Genomic DNA, 17,297 nt, shown 5'->3' with positions numbered 1-17,297 from the left:
GGGACGGCGGGACCCGGGATAGCTGCGGCCCGGACCACTTCCGCAGGGAATGGGACAACCGGGCTGACCATCGAGACCCAGGGCCTGACCAAGCGTTTCGGCCACCAGTTGGCGGTGGACAACGTGGACCTCGCCGTTCCCCACGGTGCCGTGTTCGGGTTCCTGGGGCCCAACGGTTCCGGCAAGACCACCACCATCCGGATGCTCTTGGGCCTTGCTGCCGCGTCGGCCGGAACCGTCAGCGTCCTGGGCCTGCCGATGCCGCAGCGCCTGCACGAGGTTCTGCCGCGCGTCGGTGCCCTGGTGGAGGGGCCTGCCTTCTATCCGTTCCTTTCCGGCACCTCCAACCTGCACCGCCTGGACGCGGCCAGCCGGCATGCGGCCCCCGCTACCCGGACCGCCCGCGTGGCCGCCGCACTTGAGCGCGTGGGTCTCTCCCGCGCCGCCGGCAAGCGGGTCCACGCTTACTCGCTGGGCATGAAGCAGCGGCTGGGGATCGCCAATGCGCTGCTGTCGCCGCGGGAGTTGCTGGTGCTTGATGAGCCCACCAACGGGCTGGACCCGCAGGGAACGCGGGAAGTGCGGAGCTTGGTGCGGTCGCTGGCCGCCGACGGCGCCACCGTCTTTGTCTCCAGTCACCTCCTCGCAGAGGTGGAGCAGATCTGCACGCACGCCGCCATCATGAGTGCCGGGCGGCTGGTGGCCCAGGGGCCGCTGGCCGAGCTCCGCCAGGCGGGCGAGACCCGGATCCGCCTGTTAACGCCCGACGCCGGGGCGGCCAGCGAGGTCCTGCTGCGGTTGGGCATGTCCCCGGGAAGGGGAACGCCTGAACCGGACGGCGACGTGCTGACCGCGGTCGCGGCCGCGTCCCGACTTGAGGCCCCGGAGGACATTGTGGCGGAGCTCGTGGCAGCCCGCGTGCGTGTCCGGGGTTTTGCGGTGGAGCGGGAGAGCCTGGAGGAGCGCTTTGTGGCGCTGACGGGGGAGGGGTTCGACATTGCCCAATAGTGCTTCGGGTGCGCCGTCGAGCCTGTCCCTGCTGGGGTCCGAGCTGAAGACGCTGTTCCGGCGCCGCCGGACCGCGGCCATGCTGGTGGCCCTTGCCGCGATACCGGTGCTGATCGCCGCCGCCGTCCGGCTCTCGTCATCCGTTCCTGCCGGGAGGGGACCGGCGTTCCTGGACCGGATCAGCCAGAACGGGCTGTTTGTGGCGGTCACGGCGATGCTGGTCTCGGTGCCGTTGTTCCTCCCCCTGACCATTGGGGTGGTGGCGGGCGATACTATCGCCGGCGAGGCGAGCCTGGGCACGCTTCGTTACCTGCTGGTGGCGCCCGCCGGGCGGGTCCGCCTGCTGCTGGTGAAGTACGCCGGAGCGCTGGCGTTCTGCATCGCCGCGCCCGTCACCGTGGCCCTTGCCGGGGCGGCGATCGGAGCGTCGCTGTTCCCCGTCGGGCCGGTGACGCTCCTCTCCGGCGACGTCGTCCAGCCCCCTGAGGCCGCGCTGCGGCTGGTCCTGATCGCCGCGTATCTTGCGGTGTCCCTGGCCGGACTCGCGGCGATCGGCCTGTTCCTGTCCACCCTGACGGTGGTCCCGGTGGGCGCCATGGCCGCCACGGTGGTGCTGTCAGTGGTTTCCCAAGTGCTGGACCAGCTGCCGCAGTTGGAATGGCTGCATCCCTGGCTGTTTACGCACTACTGGTTCGGCTTCGCGGACGTCCTGCGGCAGCCGGTGCTGTGGGACTCTTTTGCCAGCAATGCGATGCTGCAGGCGGGCTACATCGCCGTGTTCGGGGCGCTCGCCTATGGCCGGTTCGTCACCAAGGACGTGCTGTCCTGAGGCCCCGAGCGCTGGGTCTGCGGTCCGGGGCCGGAGCCTCGGACCGCAGCCCTGTCCGCATCAGTAGCGGGCTGCGTAAGGGTGGAGCTGCATCCCGGCCATCCAGCTCAACTGGGTCACGCTGATGCCCTCGTCCGGATTCAGTGCCTGAACCACCTGGCCGTTGCCCAGGTAGATGGCCACGTGATAGAAGCCCGGGGCTGAGCCCCAGACCAGCAGATCGCCGCGCCGGGCCTGGGAGATCGGCACGTGAACGGGGGCCGCCGCGTACTGCTGGGCAGCGGTGCGCGGCAGGTACTTGCCCGCGGCGGCGAAGGCTGTTTGCACAAGGCCGGAGCAGTCAAAACCGTTGGGGCCGGTGCCGCCGTACTGGTAGAAATAGGGCGACCCCACCTTGGACATCGCCACTGAGATGGCCGTCTCGTTGGAGCCCCCTTGCGATGGGGCCGGAGCTGGCGCAGGAGCCGGGGCAGGCGCGGGCGCGGGAACAGGTGCTGGAGCTGGAGCAGGAGCCGGGGCGGGTGCTGGAGCAGGCGCGGGTGCTGGCGCGGGTGCTGGAGCTGCCGGTAGGTTCCCGCCGCCGGTGGCCGGGTCGGCGGCAGGCCGGTCTGCTGCCTGCGCCGCCGCAGCCCGATCGGCAGCCGCAGCCAGTTCGGCGAGCGTGGCTTCCTCGCGCTGCCTGTCCAAGGCGTCAATGCGAGCTGATTCGAGGGCCACTGTGGTGTTCCGCAGCTGGGCGAGTTGATCCACGAGGATGGTCCGTTGCGCCGCGGCTTCGGTTACCGACTTGGCCTGGGCGGCGTTGGCTTGTTCGGCCTCTTCCTTGCGGGCTTCGGCCTTTTGGGCGGCGTCGTCAGCGGCCCTGTTGGCGTCGTCGGCGGCGGCCGTCAGGGACTGCGCTGCGGACGCTGCCGATGCCGCCGATTCGAAGGCGCGGCTCCGGCTGGCCGAAATGGCTTCCAGTGTCGCAGCCTGGTGCAAGGTTTCGGGGTTGCCGCTGACGAACGTGCCCAGCGTAGGGTTCAGCCCGCCGTTGCGGTATAGGTCGCCGGCGAGCTGACCCACCTGCTTCCGGGTCCTTTCCTGCTCCTGCGTCGCAGCAGTGGCCCTGGTCGTGGCCACGTCCGCCGCCATTTTGCGGTCCTGCAGCTCAACCAGGGCTTCACCGTAGGCGTTATTGGCCTGCAGCGACAAGCCAAACGTGGCTTGCTGGTCGCTCTTGGCGTCCGCGAGGAGGCGTTCAATGCTGGCGACCTTCTCCGCCGTCGCGCGTTCACTGGCCTTGGCTGCGGCGATGTCCTCCGGGGTGGGAAGCTCCGGCGATGCCGGGAGATGGAAACTCGGAGCCTGCGGCAGCGGCGCAGCCTGGGCGGGGAGGGTCATGGTGCCGAAAAGTACGACGGCGGTGCACAGCACGGCGGCCTTCAGGCCGGATCCGGTCAAACCCATTCGCAGAACCTCGCACGCAGTAAGGCTGGGGGAGCGAGGTCTGGTGGCGGCGCAAGGAGCCCCTCTGCTGATCTCCCAGCAGTCCGAGGCTACGTGAGCGTGTGCACTTTGGCAACACTGGTCACATCAATAACATAATCAACAAGAGTGTGATTCCGACGCATCCCGACCGGCGTGTCGTGCCGAGCCTGTGTCGTCCGCCGCAAGGGGTCAGGCGTGTTGGCGCGATTCGTGCTCCGAGTGACTGGCGGGCTCCAGCTGGAAAGTGCAGTGCTCGGTGTCAAAGTGGGAGCCCAGGCACGTGGTCAACTTGTCCAGGAGTTGGTCGGCGCCGCGGGCATTGAGGACGCCGTCCTCCACTACCACGTGGGCCGAAAAGACCGGCACGCCTGAGGTGATCGTCCAGATGTGGATGTCATGGACGTCCACCACGCCGTCAACGCTGAGGATGTGTTCGCGGATCATCTGCACCTCCACGCCTTTGGGGGTCGCCTCCAGCAGGACGTCCACCACATCGCGTAGCAGGCTCCAGGCCCGCGGCAGGATCATCAGGGCGATGAGCACGGAGGCGATCGTATCGGCTGCCTGGTATCCGGTGAATATGATGACCAGGGCAGCAACAATGACGGCAACTGAGCCCAGCAGGTCGCCGAGCACTTCAAGGTAGGCGCCCCGGACGTTCAGGCTGTCCTGGTGTGCGCCGCGCAAAATCAGCAGCGAGACCAGGTTGGCCACCGCGCCCAGGATGGCCGCGAAGAGCATGATGTCGGTGTGGACCTCGGGCGCGGAGCCAATTCGGCGGATGGCCTCGGTGAAGATGACCACCGAGATGACAATCAGGATCAGCGCGTTGGCCAGGGCGGCCAGAACCTCGGCACGCTGGTAGCCGTAGGTCCGCTGCTCGCTTGCGGGGCGTCCGGCGATCCAGGCAGCCAGCAGCGCGATGGTCACGCCTGCCGCATCGGAGAGCATGTGGCCGGCGTCCGCCAGCAGGGCCAAGGATCCGGACAGTGCCGCGCCGATCACCTGGACCACCACCACCGCAAGGGTGATGGCCAGGACGGCAATGAGGCGTTTGCGGTGCCGGCCTGTCGCCGTGATCCCGTGCGTGTGGCTGTGGTCGTGTCCCATGCCTACAAGGCTAGTCCCAGCCGAGCTCGTGCAGCCGCCGGTCGTCGATGCCGAAGTGGTGGGCGATCTCGTGGACCACCGTCACAGCCACTTCCTGGATCACCTCGTCGCGGGACCCGCAGATGTCCAGGATGGGCTGGCGGAAAATGGTGATCCGGTCCGGCATCGAACCGGCATCCCACCATGAATCCCGCTCCGTCAAGGGAACGCCCTCGTAGAGGCCCAGCAGAACGGTGTCCGGATCCTCGCCAGGGCCGGGCACGTAGTCGTCCTCGACAAACACGGCCACGTTGTCCATGGCGGCCGCCAGTTTGGCGGGGATCAGGCCCAGGGCATCCGTGACGGCGGCCTCGAAATCGTCAGCGGACATCTCAAACGGACCGGACTCTTGCGGACCGTCCGGGATGATGGGCAGGCCGGGCGGTAGTTGGGCGGGCATAAGCAGACTCTAGTCCGCAGCCGGGTCGGCGCGCATACTGAAACCCGTTCTTGACCGCATTGGGAGGAGCTTGATGTCTGTCCGCCATCGCCTTTTTGCCGCCACTTACGACACGTTGTCGGCCTCTGTGGAGCGCCGCGAGCTCGCTCCTCGCCGTGCTCGGCTGCTTTCCGGGCTGACAGGAACAGTGGTGGACGTCGGCGCAGGCACCGGGGCCAACCTGCGGCACTTCCGCCGGGCTGAGCGGGTGATCCTCGTGGAACCCGACCGCCACATGCGGGCCAGATTGAGCAAACGTCTGGGGGAGTCGTCGGTTCCGGTGGAGGTTTCCGACGCCGATGCGGAGCACCTGCCGCTGCCGGACGGCGCAGCGGACGCCGTCGTGTTCACCCTGGTGCCACCTCAACCGGAACACGGTGGCATCCATCGGCGAAGCAGGGTTCGAGTTCACGGAAGTCAGCAGGTTGGAGGCCCCAGCGGTTGCCCTGGCCACGCCGATCATCGGGGGCATGGCAAAGCCGAGCCCGACGTTTCGCTGAACGGAGCCCCTACCGGGACCTGCGGCGCGTCAGGCCCACACCCACCAGGCAGACCAGCCCGCCCACCAAACCCAGCACCGCGGGCACTTCGCTGAGGACCAGCCACGAGATCAGGATGGTGGTGCCCGGCACAAGATAAGTGGTGGCCGCCAGTTTTCCGGCGTCAATCAGGGACAGCGCAAAGGCCCAGGTGGTGAAGGCGATGGCGGTGGGGAAGATGCCCAGATAGACCAGGCCCAGTGTCGCCGGCAGCGGTGCCGACTGCAGCTCGGACACCAGTTGGCTACTGAAGGGAAGGCAACAGACCGCCCCCACCATGATGCCGAACCAGGTGGCCTGGCCCGCCGGGAACTTCCGCAGCACCGGCTTCTGGATGATGACACTGACGGCGGCGAGTACGGCGGCGAGGAGGCAGAGCAGCACGCCCGCCACATCCGCCGTCGAACGTACCCCGGAACCTGAGCCAAGCGCTATCAGTGCAACCCCGCCGAACGCCACCAGGCTCCCGATAATCAGCCAGCGCGGGAAGCCCTCCTTCAGGAAGACGCCGGCCATGATCGCAACCAGGATGGGATTGACGTTGATCAGCAAGGCGGCGGTCCCGGCGTCCAGCAGGTGTTCCGCCGCGTTCAGGGCCACGTTGTAGCCGCCGAACCACATCACCCCGTAGCCCAGGATGGGCCACCATTCGCGGCCACGCGGCAGCAGCTTGCTTTTGGCCAGCTGCGGCAGCACCAGCGCGCCGAGCACGACGGCGGCAACCGCCAGCCTGCCCAGGGTCAGGGAACCGGGGGAGAAAGTGGGGCCGATGGCCCGGATCCCCACGAAGGCCGAGGCCCAGAGCACCACGGTGACCACCACGGCAGCGACGCCAAGCGTTTTGGGACGGCCAGGTGACGGACGAAACGCGGTTGCTGCCGCTGCGCTGGGAGGGGTGCCTGAATCCATGCTGCCAATCTAGCCCTGCCGCGGCGCCGACAGCTGGCGGGAATCGGACGCGTCTAGTCGATTTTCTGCCAATCCCGGGCCGACCACTCCAACAGCCGCTCCAGGGGCCAGGTGGTAACGATGCGGTCCGCGGGCACGTTGTTGCGCGCGGCACGGGCCGCCCCGTACTGGAGGAAGTCGAGCTGGCCCGGAGCGTGGGCGTCGCTGTCGATCGAGAACAGGCAGCCGGCGTCAAGGGCCAGCTGGATCAGGTCATCCGGCGGGTCCTGCCGCTCGGGGCGCGAGTTGATCTCGACCGCCACATTGTTTTCGGCGCACGCCGCAAATACCTTCTGGGCGTCGAAGTCCGATTGCGGGCGCGTGCCACGGGATCCCTCCACCAGGCGTCCGGTGCAGTGGCCCAGCACATTGGTCCGGGGGTTCTGGATTCCATGGAGCATCCGCCGGGTCATGGTGGCGCCGTCCGCCCGAAGCTTCGAATGGACGCTGGCCACCACAATGTCCAGCCGGTCCAGCATCTCCGGCGACTGGTCCAGTTCGCCGGATTCCAGGATGTCCACCTCGATGCCGGTCAGGAGCCGGAATCCGTCTTTTTCGCCGTCAGTTGCGGAGGCGGTGTTGATCGCGGCCACAACGTCGAGCTGTTCGGTCAGGCGCTCGGTGCTGAGCCCGTTGGCGATGGTCAGGGTGGGGGAGTGGTCCGTCAGGGCCAGGAACTCGCGGCCCAGCAGGCGCGCGGCGTCTGCCATCAGCTGGATGGGGGAGCCGCCGTCGGACCAGTCGCTGTGGCTGTGGAGGTCGCCGCGGAGGGCTGCGTGGAGCTCGGCCCCGCCGTCCGCCAGAGGCGCCCCGCTGCGCTGGCGAAGATCCTCAAGATACTCTGGCACCTCGCCGTTCACGGCCTGCCGGACCACTTGGTAGGTCCTGTCGCCGATGCCCTTCATGCTCTTGAGCCTGCCGGCCCGGGCCCGGGCGGCCACCTCCGAAGGGTCGAGCCCGGCGATAATCACGGCCGCCTTCCGGAAGGCCTGGACCTTGAACGTGGCAGCGCGTTCCCGTTCCAGCCAGAAAGCAATTTCATTGAGCGCGGAGACGGCATCCATCTGTCCATCTTCGCCTGTATCGGCGGGTTCGGTCAGGTGTCTGCGGGCTGATTTTGAGTTATTCCCGCCGAGGCCCTATAGTTTTAGAGTCCAGTTCGGAGCAACTGCAAAACGAAAGACTGAGAGCCTCGGCTCGAAGCCTTTTATTTTGTGCCGAACGGGTTCTGGCCCCCATCGTCTAGCGGCCTAGGACACCGCCCTTTCACGGCGGCGGCACGGGTTCGAATCCCGTTGGGGGTACGCAAGGATATGGTCTGGCAGGCTGAAAACGTCTGGTAAGCTGGAAGCCTTGAAAAAAGCGGTAGCGATGCCGCGAAGCAAGAAAATCAAGGCCCTGTAGCGCAGTTGGTTAGCGCGCCGCCCTGTCACGGCGGAGGTCGCGGGTTCAAGTCCCGTCAGGGTCGCTCTGATTGCTGGAAGAAATTCCGGCGGTCAAGGTGACATGTCACCTAGGCTCTGTAGCTCAGTTGGTAGAGCGTTCGACTGAAAATCGAAAGGTCACCGGATCGACGCCGGTCGGAGCCACCACTGGGAAGCATCAGTTCTTCGGAACTGGTGCTTTTCTTCTTTAATCGGGCATCCGCCTGCGCAATGTATCCTCCCGCCCGCGTCCGGCGCTTTAAAGGCAATCAGTGGACAGAGCTCAGGAGGGGGCGGGGCCGGCTCATGTGCGAGGATGCGGACTCTCCGCAGCTTCCCACGCCGGAACTGGCGTTAGGGATAGGGTTGGGAGCAATAGAAGGGGAGTGCCTGATGGAATACCAGAACCCACAACCCGATTCGGGTGTCGAGCGCCAGCTGGCTACCAGCCACCGCGCCGCCAGCCAGGCGTCAGTGCCCGGTCATGGCCGCACCGTGATCGCGGAGACCGCCGTGGCAAAAGTTGCCGGCATCGCTGCCCGCGCCGTTCCGGGGGTCTACTCGCTGGGGTCCGCCCCGTCCCGTGCGCTGGGAGCCATCCGGGACGCCGTCGGCAGTTCGGACCACGCCGCCGGCGTCCGTGCCGAGGTCGGTGAGACGCAGGTGGCGGTGGACATCAGCCTGGTGGCATCGTACGGCACGCCCCTGCATTCCCTGGCCAATCAGGTCAGATTGGCCGTTTACCGCGCGGTCGAGGAACTCGTTGGCCTGCAGGTCATCGAAGTGAATGTCGAAATAACCGATGTCTACGTGGCACCGCCAGTGAAGACCGGAGCGCCAGCAGGCGCCGAGAGGGAGGCACTGCTGTGAACCTGACCGTTGTGGGCATCGCCATAGGCGCCTTCGTGGCGTATATGTCCTTCCAGTTCGGGCTGTGGGGCTTCCTGGTTTCCCTCCTCTTTATGGCTATTGGCGCCCTCCTGGGCCGCGCAGCGGAAGGGAAACTGGACCTGCGCGGCGTCCTGGACGCCATCATCGGCCGGCGCTCCTCGTCATGACGTCAGCGTCGCCTTCCGTCCCGGTCCACGTCCTGAACGGACACAACCGCATCAGCACGCAGGCCCTGACCAGCCTTGCCAGGACAGCAGCCGCGGAAGCCCTCGGCGTGGATCCCCACGATGTCCGGGCGGACTGGGCGGACGACGACGGCCTGCTGGCTCTGTCGCTCGTGTCACCTATCAGGATCCCGCCGCTGGCCACCGTGCTCAGGGACGCAGGCCGGGTCGCCGCGTTCGGCGGGTCAATTTGGGACCGGACGGTCGATGCCAAAGCCAGGATCCTCTCGACGGTCACGGCCCTCAGCGGCGCCCGTCTGAGCAGGGTGGATATCCGTATCAGCGGCGTTAAACCGATCGAGGGAGGCAGGGTCCAGTGAGCGGCGGAACAGTGGACGGGGACCTGGCGGATTTGCGGCCAACAAGCCGCGCCCGGGCCCAGCCGCAACCTGACATGCGCCGGATTGTCTACCGGGAGACACATTCCTCGCGGGCAGCGGTGGCAACAGTGGCAGCGGCCTTGGTGATAGGGCTTGCCAGCTACGGGCTTCTCGAAGCGGCCGTGCACGCCATCGGGCAGCCGGCTTGGCTGATCGAGCCACAACTGGCGGCGGAGCGCATCGTTGCCCTGCCGGCTGGTATCCCGCCGTTGCTGCTCGGTGCCGGCGGCGCCGTGGTAGCGATGGTGGGATTGTTTTTCCTGCTCAACGCCATCCTGCCGGGAAGACGCGCACGGCATGTGCTGAACGGCACCGGAGCTTCGTCCGCCGTGGTGGTCGATGACGAGGTCATCGCCTCCGCCTTGGCGCGCAGCGCACGGCTCGCCGCCAATGTCACCCCGGAACAGGTCATGGTGGTGGTGTCCCGGCGGCAGGTCATCGTGAATGTGCGCCCCACCTCAGGAGTTCCGGTGGCCGAAGCTGCGGTGCTGTCCGCTGTCCAGGACGAACTCAGCGGGATGTCTCTGGTCCCGTTGCCTGAGGTCCGCGTCAACGTTTCCACCGTAGGAGTGATCGGCGCATGACGGCCACACCCTCGCTCCTCAATAGGATCCTGCTGGGCATCCTCGGACTCAAGCTCCTCGCCGTGGGCATCCTGCTCGTCCTGCTGGCCACCGTTCCACCAGTGGGCACCTGGTGGCATGCCTGGTCCGGAGCGGCCTGGCGGAGTGTCAACCAGGCCTTCGACGACACCCGCTTTCCGGGACGCCCGGAAAGCTGGCTCTGGATTGTGATGGCGCTTGCCCTGGTGGTTCTGATCGGCCTGATGGTTGCCTGGATCGCGCAGCAGGGCAAAGGCCGGAGCAACCTGCTGGTGGCCGAGGACGATCCCGGGACTGTGGCCGGAGACGTGCGGATCAGCGGGGGAGTGGCCGAACAGGCGTTGAAGCACGCCTTGGCTGAACGGCCTGATCTGGCGGGTGCCACGGTGGCAACGTACGATGTCCAGGGCAGCCCTGCATTGAAAATCCGGCTCCAGCCGCGCCAGGGCGTGGCGCCGCACCTCCTGGCAGCCGAGGTCCATGCCTTGGTAGATGCTTTGGATCAAGTGGTTGGCAAACGGACGCCGGTCCTGATCCACATCGGCGCCGGGGCCAGGACACGGTTCAGCCGGGCCGAACGCGTCCGTTAGGGTCAGGCGGAGGGACGCCTGATCGTGCCCGTGCCAGCGGATATCGGCTGGTAAAAGGCCACCACCACTGTCCGGATGGAATGGCCCGGGAATCTACGAGAACACCTTTAGCGCCAAGATCGCAGGGATGTTCAGGGGCGGCAAAGAGGCCCGAACCATGGGCCTGCCCCACGACGCCCTTCTCTTGTGCGGCCTGTGGCAGCATAGCCGCACGTCCAAGCCGTCTCGCGGCCACGGACTGCCTCGCTGAGGCGCCCAAACCCCCTGGGCGGGGCCGAGATATCCTTTCGGACACAACGGCGTGTAAGCGCTTGCATTTCTGGCTTGGCCTGGATTAGTGTGTGATTCACACCACGCTAATCGCACCTGTTGAAGTTCTGTAACTCACCGAGGAGTCCTCAGTATGAAAAACCGCAAATACCTGCTTCCGGTAGCAGCCACCGGAATTCTGGCCCTGTCACTGACTGCTTGCAGTTCCGGCGGCGGCGGGGGCGGCACCACCACCACTAGCGATTGCTCCGCCTACTCGAGCTACGGCAAGCTCGACGGGAAGACCGTCTCCGTCTACGCCACCATCGTGGCCGACGAGGGAACGAACCTGGAAACCGCATTCAAACCGTTTGAGGACTGCACCGGGGCAACAGTTAAGTACGAGGGCAGCAAGGAATTCGAGACCCAGATCGGTGTCCGGGCGAAGGCAGGGAACGCCCCGGACATCGCCATCTTCCCGCAGCCCGGGCTGATGGCCGATCAGGCCAAGGCCGGGAACCTGAAGCCCGCGCCGAAGGCTGTCTCTGATTTGGTGGACAAGAACTGGTCCGCCGATTGGAAGAAGTACGGCACTGTGGATGGGGTCTTCTACACCGCACCGATGCTGGCGAACGTCAAGGGCTACGTCTGGTACGCCCCGAAGACGTTCAAGGACAAGGGATGGCAAGTTCCCAAGACCTGGGATGAAATGATGACACTATCCAACAAGATCGCCGATGACGGCGCCATGAAGCCGTGGTGCGCAGGTTTCGAATCCGGCGAAGCTACCGGCTGGCCCGGCACCGACTGGGTTGAGGACGTTGTCCTCCGTGCCCAGGGCCCCGAAGTCTATGACCAGTGGGTCACTCACAAGATTCCCTTCAATGATCCCAAAATTGTTGATGCCATGAACAAGACAGGCGAGATCCTCCTGAACTCCAAATACGTCAACGGCGGCTTTGGCGATGTGCGCTCCATCCTGACAACAGGCTTCGCGCAGGCAGGACAGCCTGTCCTTGATGGCCAGTGCGCCATGCACCACCAGGCCAACTTCCAGGCCGCCAACTGGCCGGAAGGGACCGTTGTGGCTCCTGAGGGCGACGTCTGGGCCTTTATGACGCCTCCCATTGACGCCAGCAAGGGTCAGGCAATCACCGGCGGCGGCGAGATGGTGGGCGCGTACAAGGACACTCCCGAGGTCCAGGCATTCCAGGCCTACTTGGCCAGCGCCGAGTTCGCCAACAACCGTGTCAAGCTTGGCGGCGTGATTAGCGCCAACAAGGGACTGGATCCGGCAAATGCCCAGACGGAGCTCGACAAGCAGTCGATCGCCCTGCTGCAGGACCCGGACACCGTCTTCCGTTTTGACGGCTCTGACTTGATGCCCGGCGCCGTAGGTTCCAACTCCTTCTGGAAGGGCATCGTTGCCTGGATCAACGGCACTCCCGCCCAGCAGGTTGCCGACAGCATCGAAGGCAGCTGGCCTAAGAGCTAACCTCCTCACATTGCGCCCTTGGGACAACAAGTCCCAAGGGCGCAATGGTGATCCTGAACGAATTGATCCACGCACACCACGGAGGTTGGGCAATGGAGTTTCTTGGAGGAAAGTTTCTTCAAGTTTTTATCGCCTTGGCGGTATTCGCCGCACTAATTGGGCTGATCATGCTGATTGTGGACAGGGCTCCCAAATCAGTTAAAGACAGACTGACGATCGTTGGCTTTCTGGCGCCAGCGGTGATTTTGATGCTGGTCGGCCTGGTTTATCCGGCCGTGCAAACATCGATCCTGGCGTTCACGAACGCCTCCGGACAGCCAAATGGAGCCGATAACTTCGTCTGGATGTTTACGCAGCCTGAGGCACTGGTTACGCTGCGCAACACCGTTATTTGGACGGTTCTGGTGCCGTTGCTTTCCACCGGTTTCGGCCTCGCTTACGCGGTGTTCATCGACAAAGCCCGCGGCGAAAAGGTGCTTAAAGCACTGGTCTTTATGCCGATGGCCATCTCATTCGTTGGCGCCGGCATCATCTGGAAGCTCGTGTACGATTACCGCGGCCCCGGCATCGAACAGACAGGCGTTATTAACGCCCTGCGGGTAATGCTGGGAATGGATCCCAAGCAGTTCCTCCTGGATGCCCCGGAAAACACCATCTTCCTCATCATCGTGATGGTCTGGATCCAGACAGGCTTTGCCATGGTGATTCTCTCGGCTGCCATCAAGGGCGTGCCCATGGAACTGGTTGAGGCAGCGCGCCTCGACGGCGCCAATGCATGGGAGCAGTTCCGCAACGTGACCGTTCCCGGTATTCGGGGCTCTTTGGTCGTGGTGCTGACGACCATCACCATAGCCACGCTGAAGGTCTTCGACATTGTCCGCACCATGACGGCGGGCAACTATGACACCTCAGTGGTCGCCAACGAGATGTACACGCAAGCCTTCCGTGCCGGCGAACCGGGCAGGGGCGCAGCGCTTGCCCTTATCCTGTTCCTCCTCGTCCTGCCAATCGTGGTCTACAACGCCCGCGTACTCCGTCAGCAAAGGGAAATCCGATGACCGTCATGCCAGCGCCGGATGAGGCGGCCAACACTTCCCGCACCCAGACACGCAAAGACAAGGCCCGTCCCGCGACGCCGGAGGATTCCGCGCCGATCATGCGGCGGGTCAAGACCAAGCTGACCTCACGGTGGGCCACCGCGGCCGCCGTGATTATTGCGACGATCTGGACCGTGCCCACGTTCGGCCTCCTGGTGTCCTCCATCCGTCCTGCGGCCAAGCAGGTGGGACCGCGTTCGGATGGCTGGTGGAACTTTTTTGCGGACTGGGATTTCACGTTCAAGAATTACGTTGATGTCACGGCAGCGGCAGGATCGCAGTCTGCAAACCTTTCGCAGTACTTCGTCAACTCCCTGGCAATCGTCATCCCGGTCACCGTCTTTGTCCTGGTGCTCGCCTCCATGGCGGCCTACATGTTCGCATGGGGCAACTTCAAGGGCCGCGAATGGGCGTTCATTATCGTTTTCGCGTTGCAGATCATCCCGCTGCAAATGGCCCTCATCCCACTGCTAACGCTGTTCACCCAGGTGCTCCAGATTCCGCCCGGGTCCTATACCCAGCTCTGGATTGCCCACACGATGTTCGGGCTGCCGTTGGGCATCTTCCTGCTGCATAACTTCATCTCGGAAATCCCGGGCGAAGTTATCGAGGCCGCGAAGGTGGACGGGGCGGACCACACCACGATTTTCTGGCGGATCATCCTGCCGTTGTCTGTGCCGGCTTTGGCATCGTTGGCCATCTTCCAGTTCCTGTGGGTCTGGAATGACCTGCTCGTGGCTTTGGTTTTCTCCGGTGGAACAGCCGATGTAGCACCGATCACCCAACGGCTCGCTGAGATCTCAGGTACCCGTGGAAACAAGGACTACCTGAACCCTGCGGCCGCGTTCGTGTCGATCATTGTGCCGCTGGCTGTGTTCTTCGGCCTGCAGCGCTACTTTGTCCGTGGGCTCCTGGCCGGCGGCCTCAAGGGCTGACCGGGCGCAAGGGGAGGCAGACAGGGTAACACTGTGACGTCGGGCGGCCCGGAGCCTAGCATGGCTCGGGGGCAAATGCATAGCGGATATTAAAGTTTGAACCCATGAGGGGAACGGTGGCGCGCATGGCTGAGAGGTCTCAACGGGGTGGCCACAGCGGCGTCAGCATTGAGGACGTGGCCGCGGCCGCCGGCGTATCAACCGCCACCGTTTCCCGGGCCGTGCGCGGTCTGCCCAGGGTTTCGCCCGCCACCCGGGAAAAGATTCTCGAGGTGGCGGGTGCTTTGGGTTATGTCGCGTCGTCCTCGGCGTCCGGACTGGCCACCGGCCGCACCAAGACCATTGGCGTCCTGGCCCCGTTCGTGAGCCGCTGGTTCTTCTCCAAGGCCATTGAGGGCGCGGACCGCGAACTTCACTCCCGCCACTACAACCTTTCCCTCTTCAACCTGGGCGGTCACGGAAGTAACCGCGAACGTCTGTTCAGCAAAACCATGGTTTACAAGCAGATTGACGCCTTGCTTGTCCTTTGTATGGCGCTCAGCCACGAGGAACTGGACCATCTCCAGAAGATTGACATCCCGCTGATCGTGGTGGGCGGCCATGTCGAAGAGTGCGCGTACATCGGCATCGACGACTACGCTGCCGCTTCCACGGCCGTCAGGCACCTGATCGATCTCGGCCACAGGGACATTGCCCTGCTGCACGGCGACGACGAAACGGATCTGAACTTCGATGTTCCCCGCGTGCGGATCCTGGCCTTCAAGGACGTGATGGCTGCGGCAGGACTACCGGTCCGGCCCGAATGGGATGAGTGGGGAGACTTTACGGTCCGCAGCGGCCAGGAAGCGTTCCGGCGCCTCTGGGCCGCGCCCGGCCCGAAGCCCAGCGCCATCTTCTGCGCCTCCGACGAGATGGCCATGGGGGTCATCTTCGAAGCCAGCAGGGCGGGCGTCCGCGTGCCTCAGGAGCTCTCCGTGGTGGGGATCGATGACCACGATTTTGCCGATGCGATGGGCCTGACCACGGTGGGTCAGCGGCCTGACGAGCAGGCCGAGCTGGCCACCAAAATGCTCCTTGACGAACTGGACGGCACGGTCGGGGCGGTTCAGTCCGCCCTCGCGCCCCACCGACTCATCGTCAGGCGGACGACGGCGCCGCCTCCTTCCTGAAGAGCCGTGGCGGGGCATCCCAGCCAGGAAAGCAGTACTCAGGACGCGCGGGCGAGTTGCCGGATGGGAATCCAGCGGGAAGCCAGCCTGCGGTAGGCTGCGGCGGCGCCCGTCATGTCGCCCTCCGCCAGGCATTCGATGCCCAGCCGGATGTCCATGGGCGACTCGTCAGGGTAGACCTTGTCCGCCACAGCACCGTAGTCGAGTTCCACCATGGAATTGACGTGGAACAGCTCCAGCCATTCGGTTAGCTGTGCGAGGTCGTCCAGCATGTCCAGGTCCGGGGCGGCCAGCGCCAAGTGGGCCACGGCGTACCGTGCGCGCTCCATGGCCTCGGTGATGGGAGCCCACACCCTGACGGTTAGGATGCGGCCGCCTGATTCCACTACGTCCTTATGGTCGCCTTCCATAAACAGCGAGAACCAGCTGAAAGGGATACCCCAGGTGGAGGCGCGCGTATGCACGCGGATGGCGCCGTCCCGTACCTTGACGTGGTCAATGCGTTCCTGGTGTTTGTCTCGCTGCTCCTCTGGAATCAGCATCTCGGCCAGCGGGCCGTGGATGCCTTCCATGAGGGCATTGGCGGCGAGGCCTGCCCGCAGGACCAGCTGGCTGGGGCAGTACAGGAGTACGCGCCCGGCGTCCCCAGTGTCAGGCCCGGCGGCAGCACCTGTCCCGGTACCCACGCCGGTTTCGGCACCCGGGCCGGCCGCAGCACCGGCGCCGGACGTTCCTGACTGCGGGGCCCGCCCCGGGGGGACGCCGGGAACGCTGGTGACCCGGACCAGGTCCGTCCGCCCGGTGGGGAACGGGTCCCCTCCGGAGCGTGTGATCCTGCCCAGCGAGGCCAATAGTTCGGCGTTTTCGACGGCGGCCCGGGAGGCCGTGCGGGCTCCGGCGGTCCGGATGGCGTCCCGTTGTCCTTCCGGGAAGGCGTCCAGCGGTTCGTAGACGCGCAGGGTGGAGGAGAACGGCAGGCCGGCCTGGCCCCGGTAGAGGTTTCCCGTCATTGCAGTCTCCCTTCCGGGGAGCCGGCTGCAGCCATTAGTCGGCCAGATCCACCAGGACAGGGGCGTGGTCCGAGGCGCCCTTGCCCTTGCGTTCCTCGCGGTCGATCGATGCGCCGGTGACGCGGGCCGCCAAGGCGGGCGAGCCTAGGACAAAGTCAATGCGCATGCCCTCCTTTTTGGGGAAGCGCAGCTGGGTGTAATCCCAGTAGGTGTACACGCCGGGACCGGGCGTGTACTGGCGGGCCACGTCGGTGAACCCGGCCTCTGCGAAAGCGTGAAAAGCTGCGCGCTCCGGCGGGCTGACGTGGGTATGGCCCTGGGACAGGAACAGGTCGATGTCCCAGACGTCCTCATCCAGGGGCGCGATGTTCCAGTCGCCCATGAGCGCAACCTGGGCGTTGGGATCAGCGGCGACCAGGCCCTGGGCGTGGTCCTTGAGGGATTCGAGCCATTTGAGTTTGTACGGCATGTGTTCGTCGTCCAGGGAGCGGCCGTTGGGCACGTAGAGGCTCCAGATCCTGACGCCGCCGCACGTGGCAGCCATCGCGCGGGCCTCCTGGACGGGGTCCTTGCCTTCCTTCCCGAACGGAGGTTGGTCCAGGAACGTGCGCTCCACGTCTTCCAGGCCAACCCGGGACGCGATGGCAACCCCGTTCCACTGGCTAACACCGAAGTGGGCCACCTCGTAGCCCATGCGTTCGAACAGTTCCCACGGGAAGTTTTCGTCCTTGCATTTGGTCTCCTGGATCGCCAGCACGTCGCAGTCGCTGCGCTGCAGCCAGGCCTCCACGCGGTCGGCGCGGGCACGGAGGGAGTTCACATTCCAGGTAGCAATCTTCACAGTCCCTA

18 protein-coding genes and 3 tRNA genes are annotated in these 17,297 nt (G+C 65.3%); 14 read left to right on the top strand and 7 right to left on the bottom strand.

Annotated features, from left to right (window positions below; all coding sequences use genetic code 11):
• Positions 1 to 63 precede the first annotated feature (63 nt).
• On the top strand, positions 64 to 1,008 hold the full coding sequence (locus QK290_RS05455) for an ATP-binding cassette domain-containing protein (RefSeq protein ID WP_282329862.1): 945 nt from the start codon (positions 64 to 66) through the stop codon (positions 1,006 to 1,008).
• Positions 998 to 1,837 carry an ABC transporter permease gene (locus QK290_RS05450; RefSeq protein ID WP_282329668.1) on the top strand — a complete coding sequence of 280 codons (840 nt, stop codon included), beginning with the start codon at positions 998 to 1,000 and terminating at the stop codon, positions 1,835 to 1,837. The genes QK290_RS05455 and QK290_RS05450 overlap by 11 nt, the downstream gene beginning before the upstream one ends.
• Before the next feature lie 60 nt (positions 1,838 to 1,897).
• Here the strand turns inward: QK290_RS05450 and QK290_RS05445 are convergent, their stop codons facing one another.
• From QK290_RS05445 to QK290_RS05425, 5 genes are all read right to left on the bottom strand, one after another.
• Positions 1,898 to 3,286 (bottom strand): C40 family peptidase, encoded by a 1,389-nt coding sequence (locus QK290_RS05445; protein ID WP_282329667.1) that lies wholly within the window; start codon positions 3,284 to 3,286, stop codon positions 1,898 to 1,900.
• Positions 3,287 to 3,496: 210 nt separating this feature from the next.
• Positions 3,497 to 4,417 (bottom strand): cation diffusion facilitator family transporter, encoded by a 921-nt coding sequence (locus QK290_RS05440; protein ID WP_282329666.1) that lies wholly within the window; start codon positions 4,415 to 4,417, stop codon positions 3,497 to 3,499.
• Positions 4,418 to 4,427: 10 nt separating this feature from the next.
• On the bottom strand, positions 4,428 to 4,856 hold the full coding sequence (locus tag QK290_RS05435) for a metallopeptidase family protein (protein ID WP_282329665.1): 429 nt from the start codon (positions 4,854 to 4,856) through the stop codon (positions 4,428 to 4,430).
• Positions 4,857 to 5,404: 548 nt separating this feature from the next.
• The gene (locus QK290_RS05430) at positions 5,405 to 6,343 is read right to left on the bottom strand and encodes a DMT family transporter (RefSeq protein ID WP_282329664.1); all 939 of its coding nucleotides are present in this window, start codon (positions 6,341 to 6,343) and stop codon (positions 5,405 to 5,407) included.
• A 53-nt stretch (positions 6,344 to 6,396) separates the two neighbouring features.
• Positions 6,397 to 7,446 carry a PHP domain-containing protein gene (locus tag QK290_RS05425; protein ID WP_282329663.1) on the bottom strand — a complete coding sequence of 350 codons (1,050 nt, stop codon included), beginning with the start codon at positions 7,444 to 7,446 and terminating at the stop codon, positions 6,397 to 6,399.
• Positions 7,447 to 7,613: 167 nt separating this feature from the next.
• On the opposite strand from QK290_RS05425, the gene QK290_RS05420 reads away from it, so the two are divergent.
• The 12 genes from QK290_RS05420 to QK290_RS05365 all read left to right on the top strand — a co-directional run bounded on the left by QK290_RS05420 (position 7,614) and on the right by QK290_RS05365 (position 15,438).
• A tRNA-Glu gene (locus QK290_RS05420) sits at positions 7,614 to 7,686 on the top strand.
• A gap of 90 nt (positions 7,687 to 7,776) precedes the next feature.
• Positions 7,777 to 7,850: transfer RNA gene (locus tag QK290_RS05415), tRNA-Asp, on the top strand.
• 48 nt (positions 7,851 to 7,898) lie between these two features.
• A tRNA-Phe gene (locus QK290_RS05410) sits at positions 7,899 to 7,974 on the top strand.
• Between the two features lie 225 nt (positions 7,975 to 8,199).
• A complete protein-coding gene (locus QK290_RS05405; protein ID WP_282329662.1) occupies positions 8,200 to 8,676 on the top strand; it encodes an Asp23/Gls24 family envelope stress response protein in 477 nt (158 codons plus the stop codon).
• Positions 8,673 to 8,864 (top strand): hypothetical protein, encoded by a 192-nt coding sequence (locus tag QK290_RS05400; RefSeq protein WP_282329661.1) that lies wholly within the window; start codon positions 8,673 to 8,675, stop codon positions 8,862 to 8,864. The genes QK290_RS05405 and QK290_RS05400 overlap by 4 nt, the downstream gene beginning before the upstream one ends.
• Positions 8,861 to 9,241: a hypothetical protein gene (locus QK290_RS05395; protein WP_282329660.1), complete on the top strand. Its 381-nt coding sequence runs from the start codon at positions 8,861 to 8,863 to the stop codon at positions 9,239 to 9,241. Before QK290_RS05400 ends, QK290_RS05395 begins: the two co-directional genes overlap by 4 nt.
• Before the next feature lie 74 nt (positions 9,242 to 9,315).
• On the top strand, positions 9,316 to 9,885 hold the full coding sequence (locus QK290_RS05390) for a DUF6286 domain-containing protein (RefSeq protein ID WP_282329861.1): 570 nt from the start codon (positions 9,316 to 9,318) through the stop codon (positions 9,883 to 9,885).
• Complete coding sequence (locus tag QK290_RS05385; protein ID WP_282329659.1) at positions 9,882 to 10,493, top strand: hypothetical protein; 612 nt, start codon at positions 9,882 to 9,884, stop codon at positions 10,491 to 10,493. Before QK290_RS05390 ends, QK290_RS05385 begins: the two co-directional genes overlap by 4 nt.
• 403 nt (positions 10,494 to 10,896) lie before the next feature.
• The gene (locus QK290_RS05380) at positions 10,897 to 12,237 is read left to right on the top strand and encodes an extracellular solute-binding protein (protein ID WP_282329658.1); all 1,341 of its coding nucleotides are present in this window, start codon (positions 10,897 to 10,899) and stop codon (positions 12,235 to 12,237) included.
• 92 nt (positions 12,238 to 12,329) lie between these two features.
• Positions 12,330 to 13,295: a sugar ABC transporter permease gene (locus tag QK290_RS05375; RefSeq protein ID WP_282329657.1), complete on the top strand. Its 966-nt coding sequence runs from the start codon at positions 12,330 to 12,332 to the stop codon at positions 13,293 to 13,295.
• Positions 13,292 to 14,269, top strand: a complete 978-nt coding sequence (locus QK290_RS05370; RefSeq protein WP_282329656.1) for a carbohydrate ABC transporter permease — start codon at positions 13,292 to 13,294, stop codon at positions 14,267 to 14,269. Before QK290_RS05375 ends, QK290_RS05370 begins: the two co-directional genes overlap by 4 nt.
• A 116-nt stretch (positions 14,270 to 14,385) precedes the next feature.
• Complete coding sequence (locus tag QK290_RS05365) at positions 14,386 to 15,438, top strand: LacI family DNA-binding transcriptional regulator (RefSeq protein WP_282329860.1); 1,053 nt, start codon at positions 14,386 to 14,388, stop codon at positions 15,436 to 15,438.
• A 38-nt stretch (positions 15,439 to 15,476) separates the two neighbouring features.
• Here QK290_RS05365 and QK290_RS05360 read toward each other — a convergent pair whose 3' ends face one another.
• Complete coding sequence (locus QK290_RS05360; RefSeq protein WP_282329655.1) at positions 15,477 to 16,448, bottom strand: hypothetical protein; 972 nt, start codon at positions 16,446 to 16,448, stop codon at positions 15,477 to 15,479.
• Positions 16,449 to 16,482: 34 nt separating this feature from the next.
• Entirely contained in the window at positions 16,483 to 17,289 is an 807-nt protein-coding gene (locus tag QK290_RS05355) for an exodeoxyribonuclease III (protein ID WP_282329654.1), read from the bottom strand.
• Positions 17,290 to 17,297 lie beyond the last annotated feature (8 nt).

Origin of the sequence: Pseudarthrobacter sp. AL07 (assembly GCF_029960665.1) — a bacterium.
Lineage (GTDB): Bacteria > Actinomycetota > Actinomycetes > Actinomycetales > Micrococcaceae > Arthrobacter.
The sequence above is the reverse complement of the archived record's forward strand: the minus strand, read 5'-3'. Positions and strand labels throughout refer to the sequence as shown.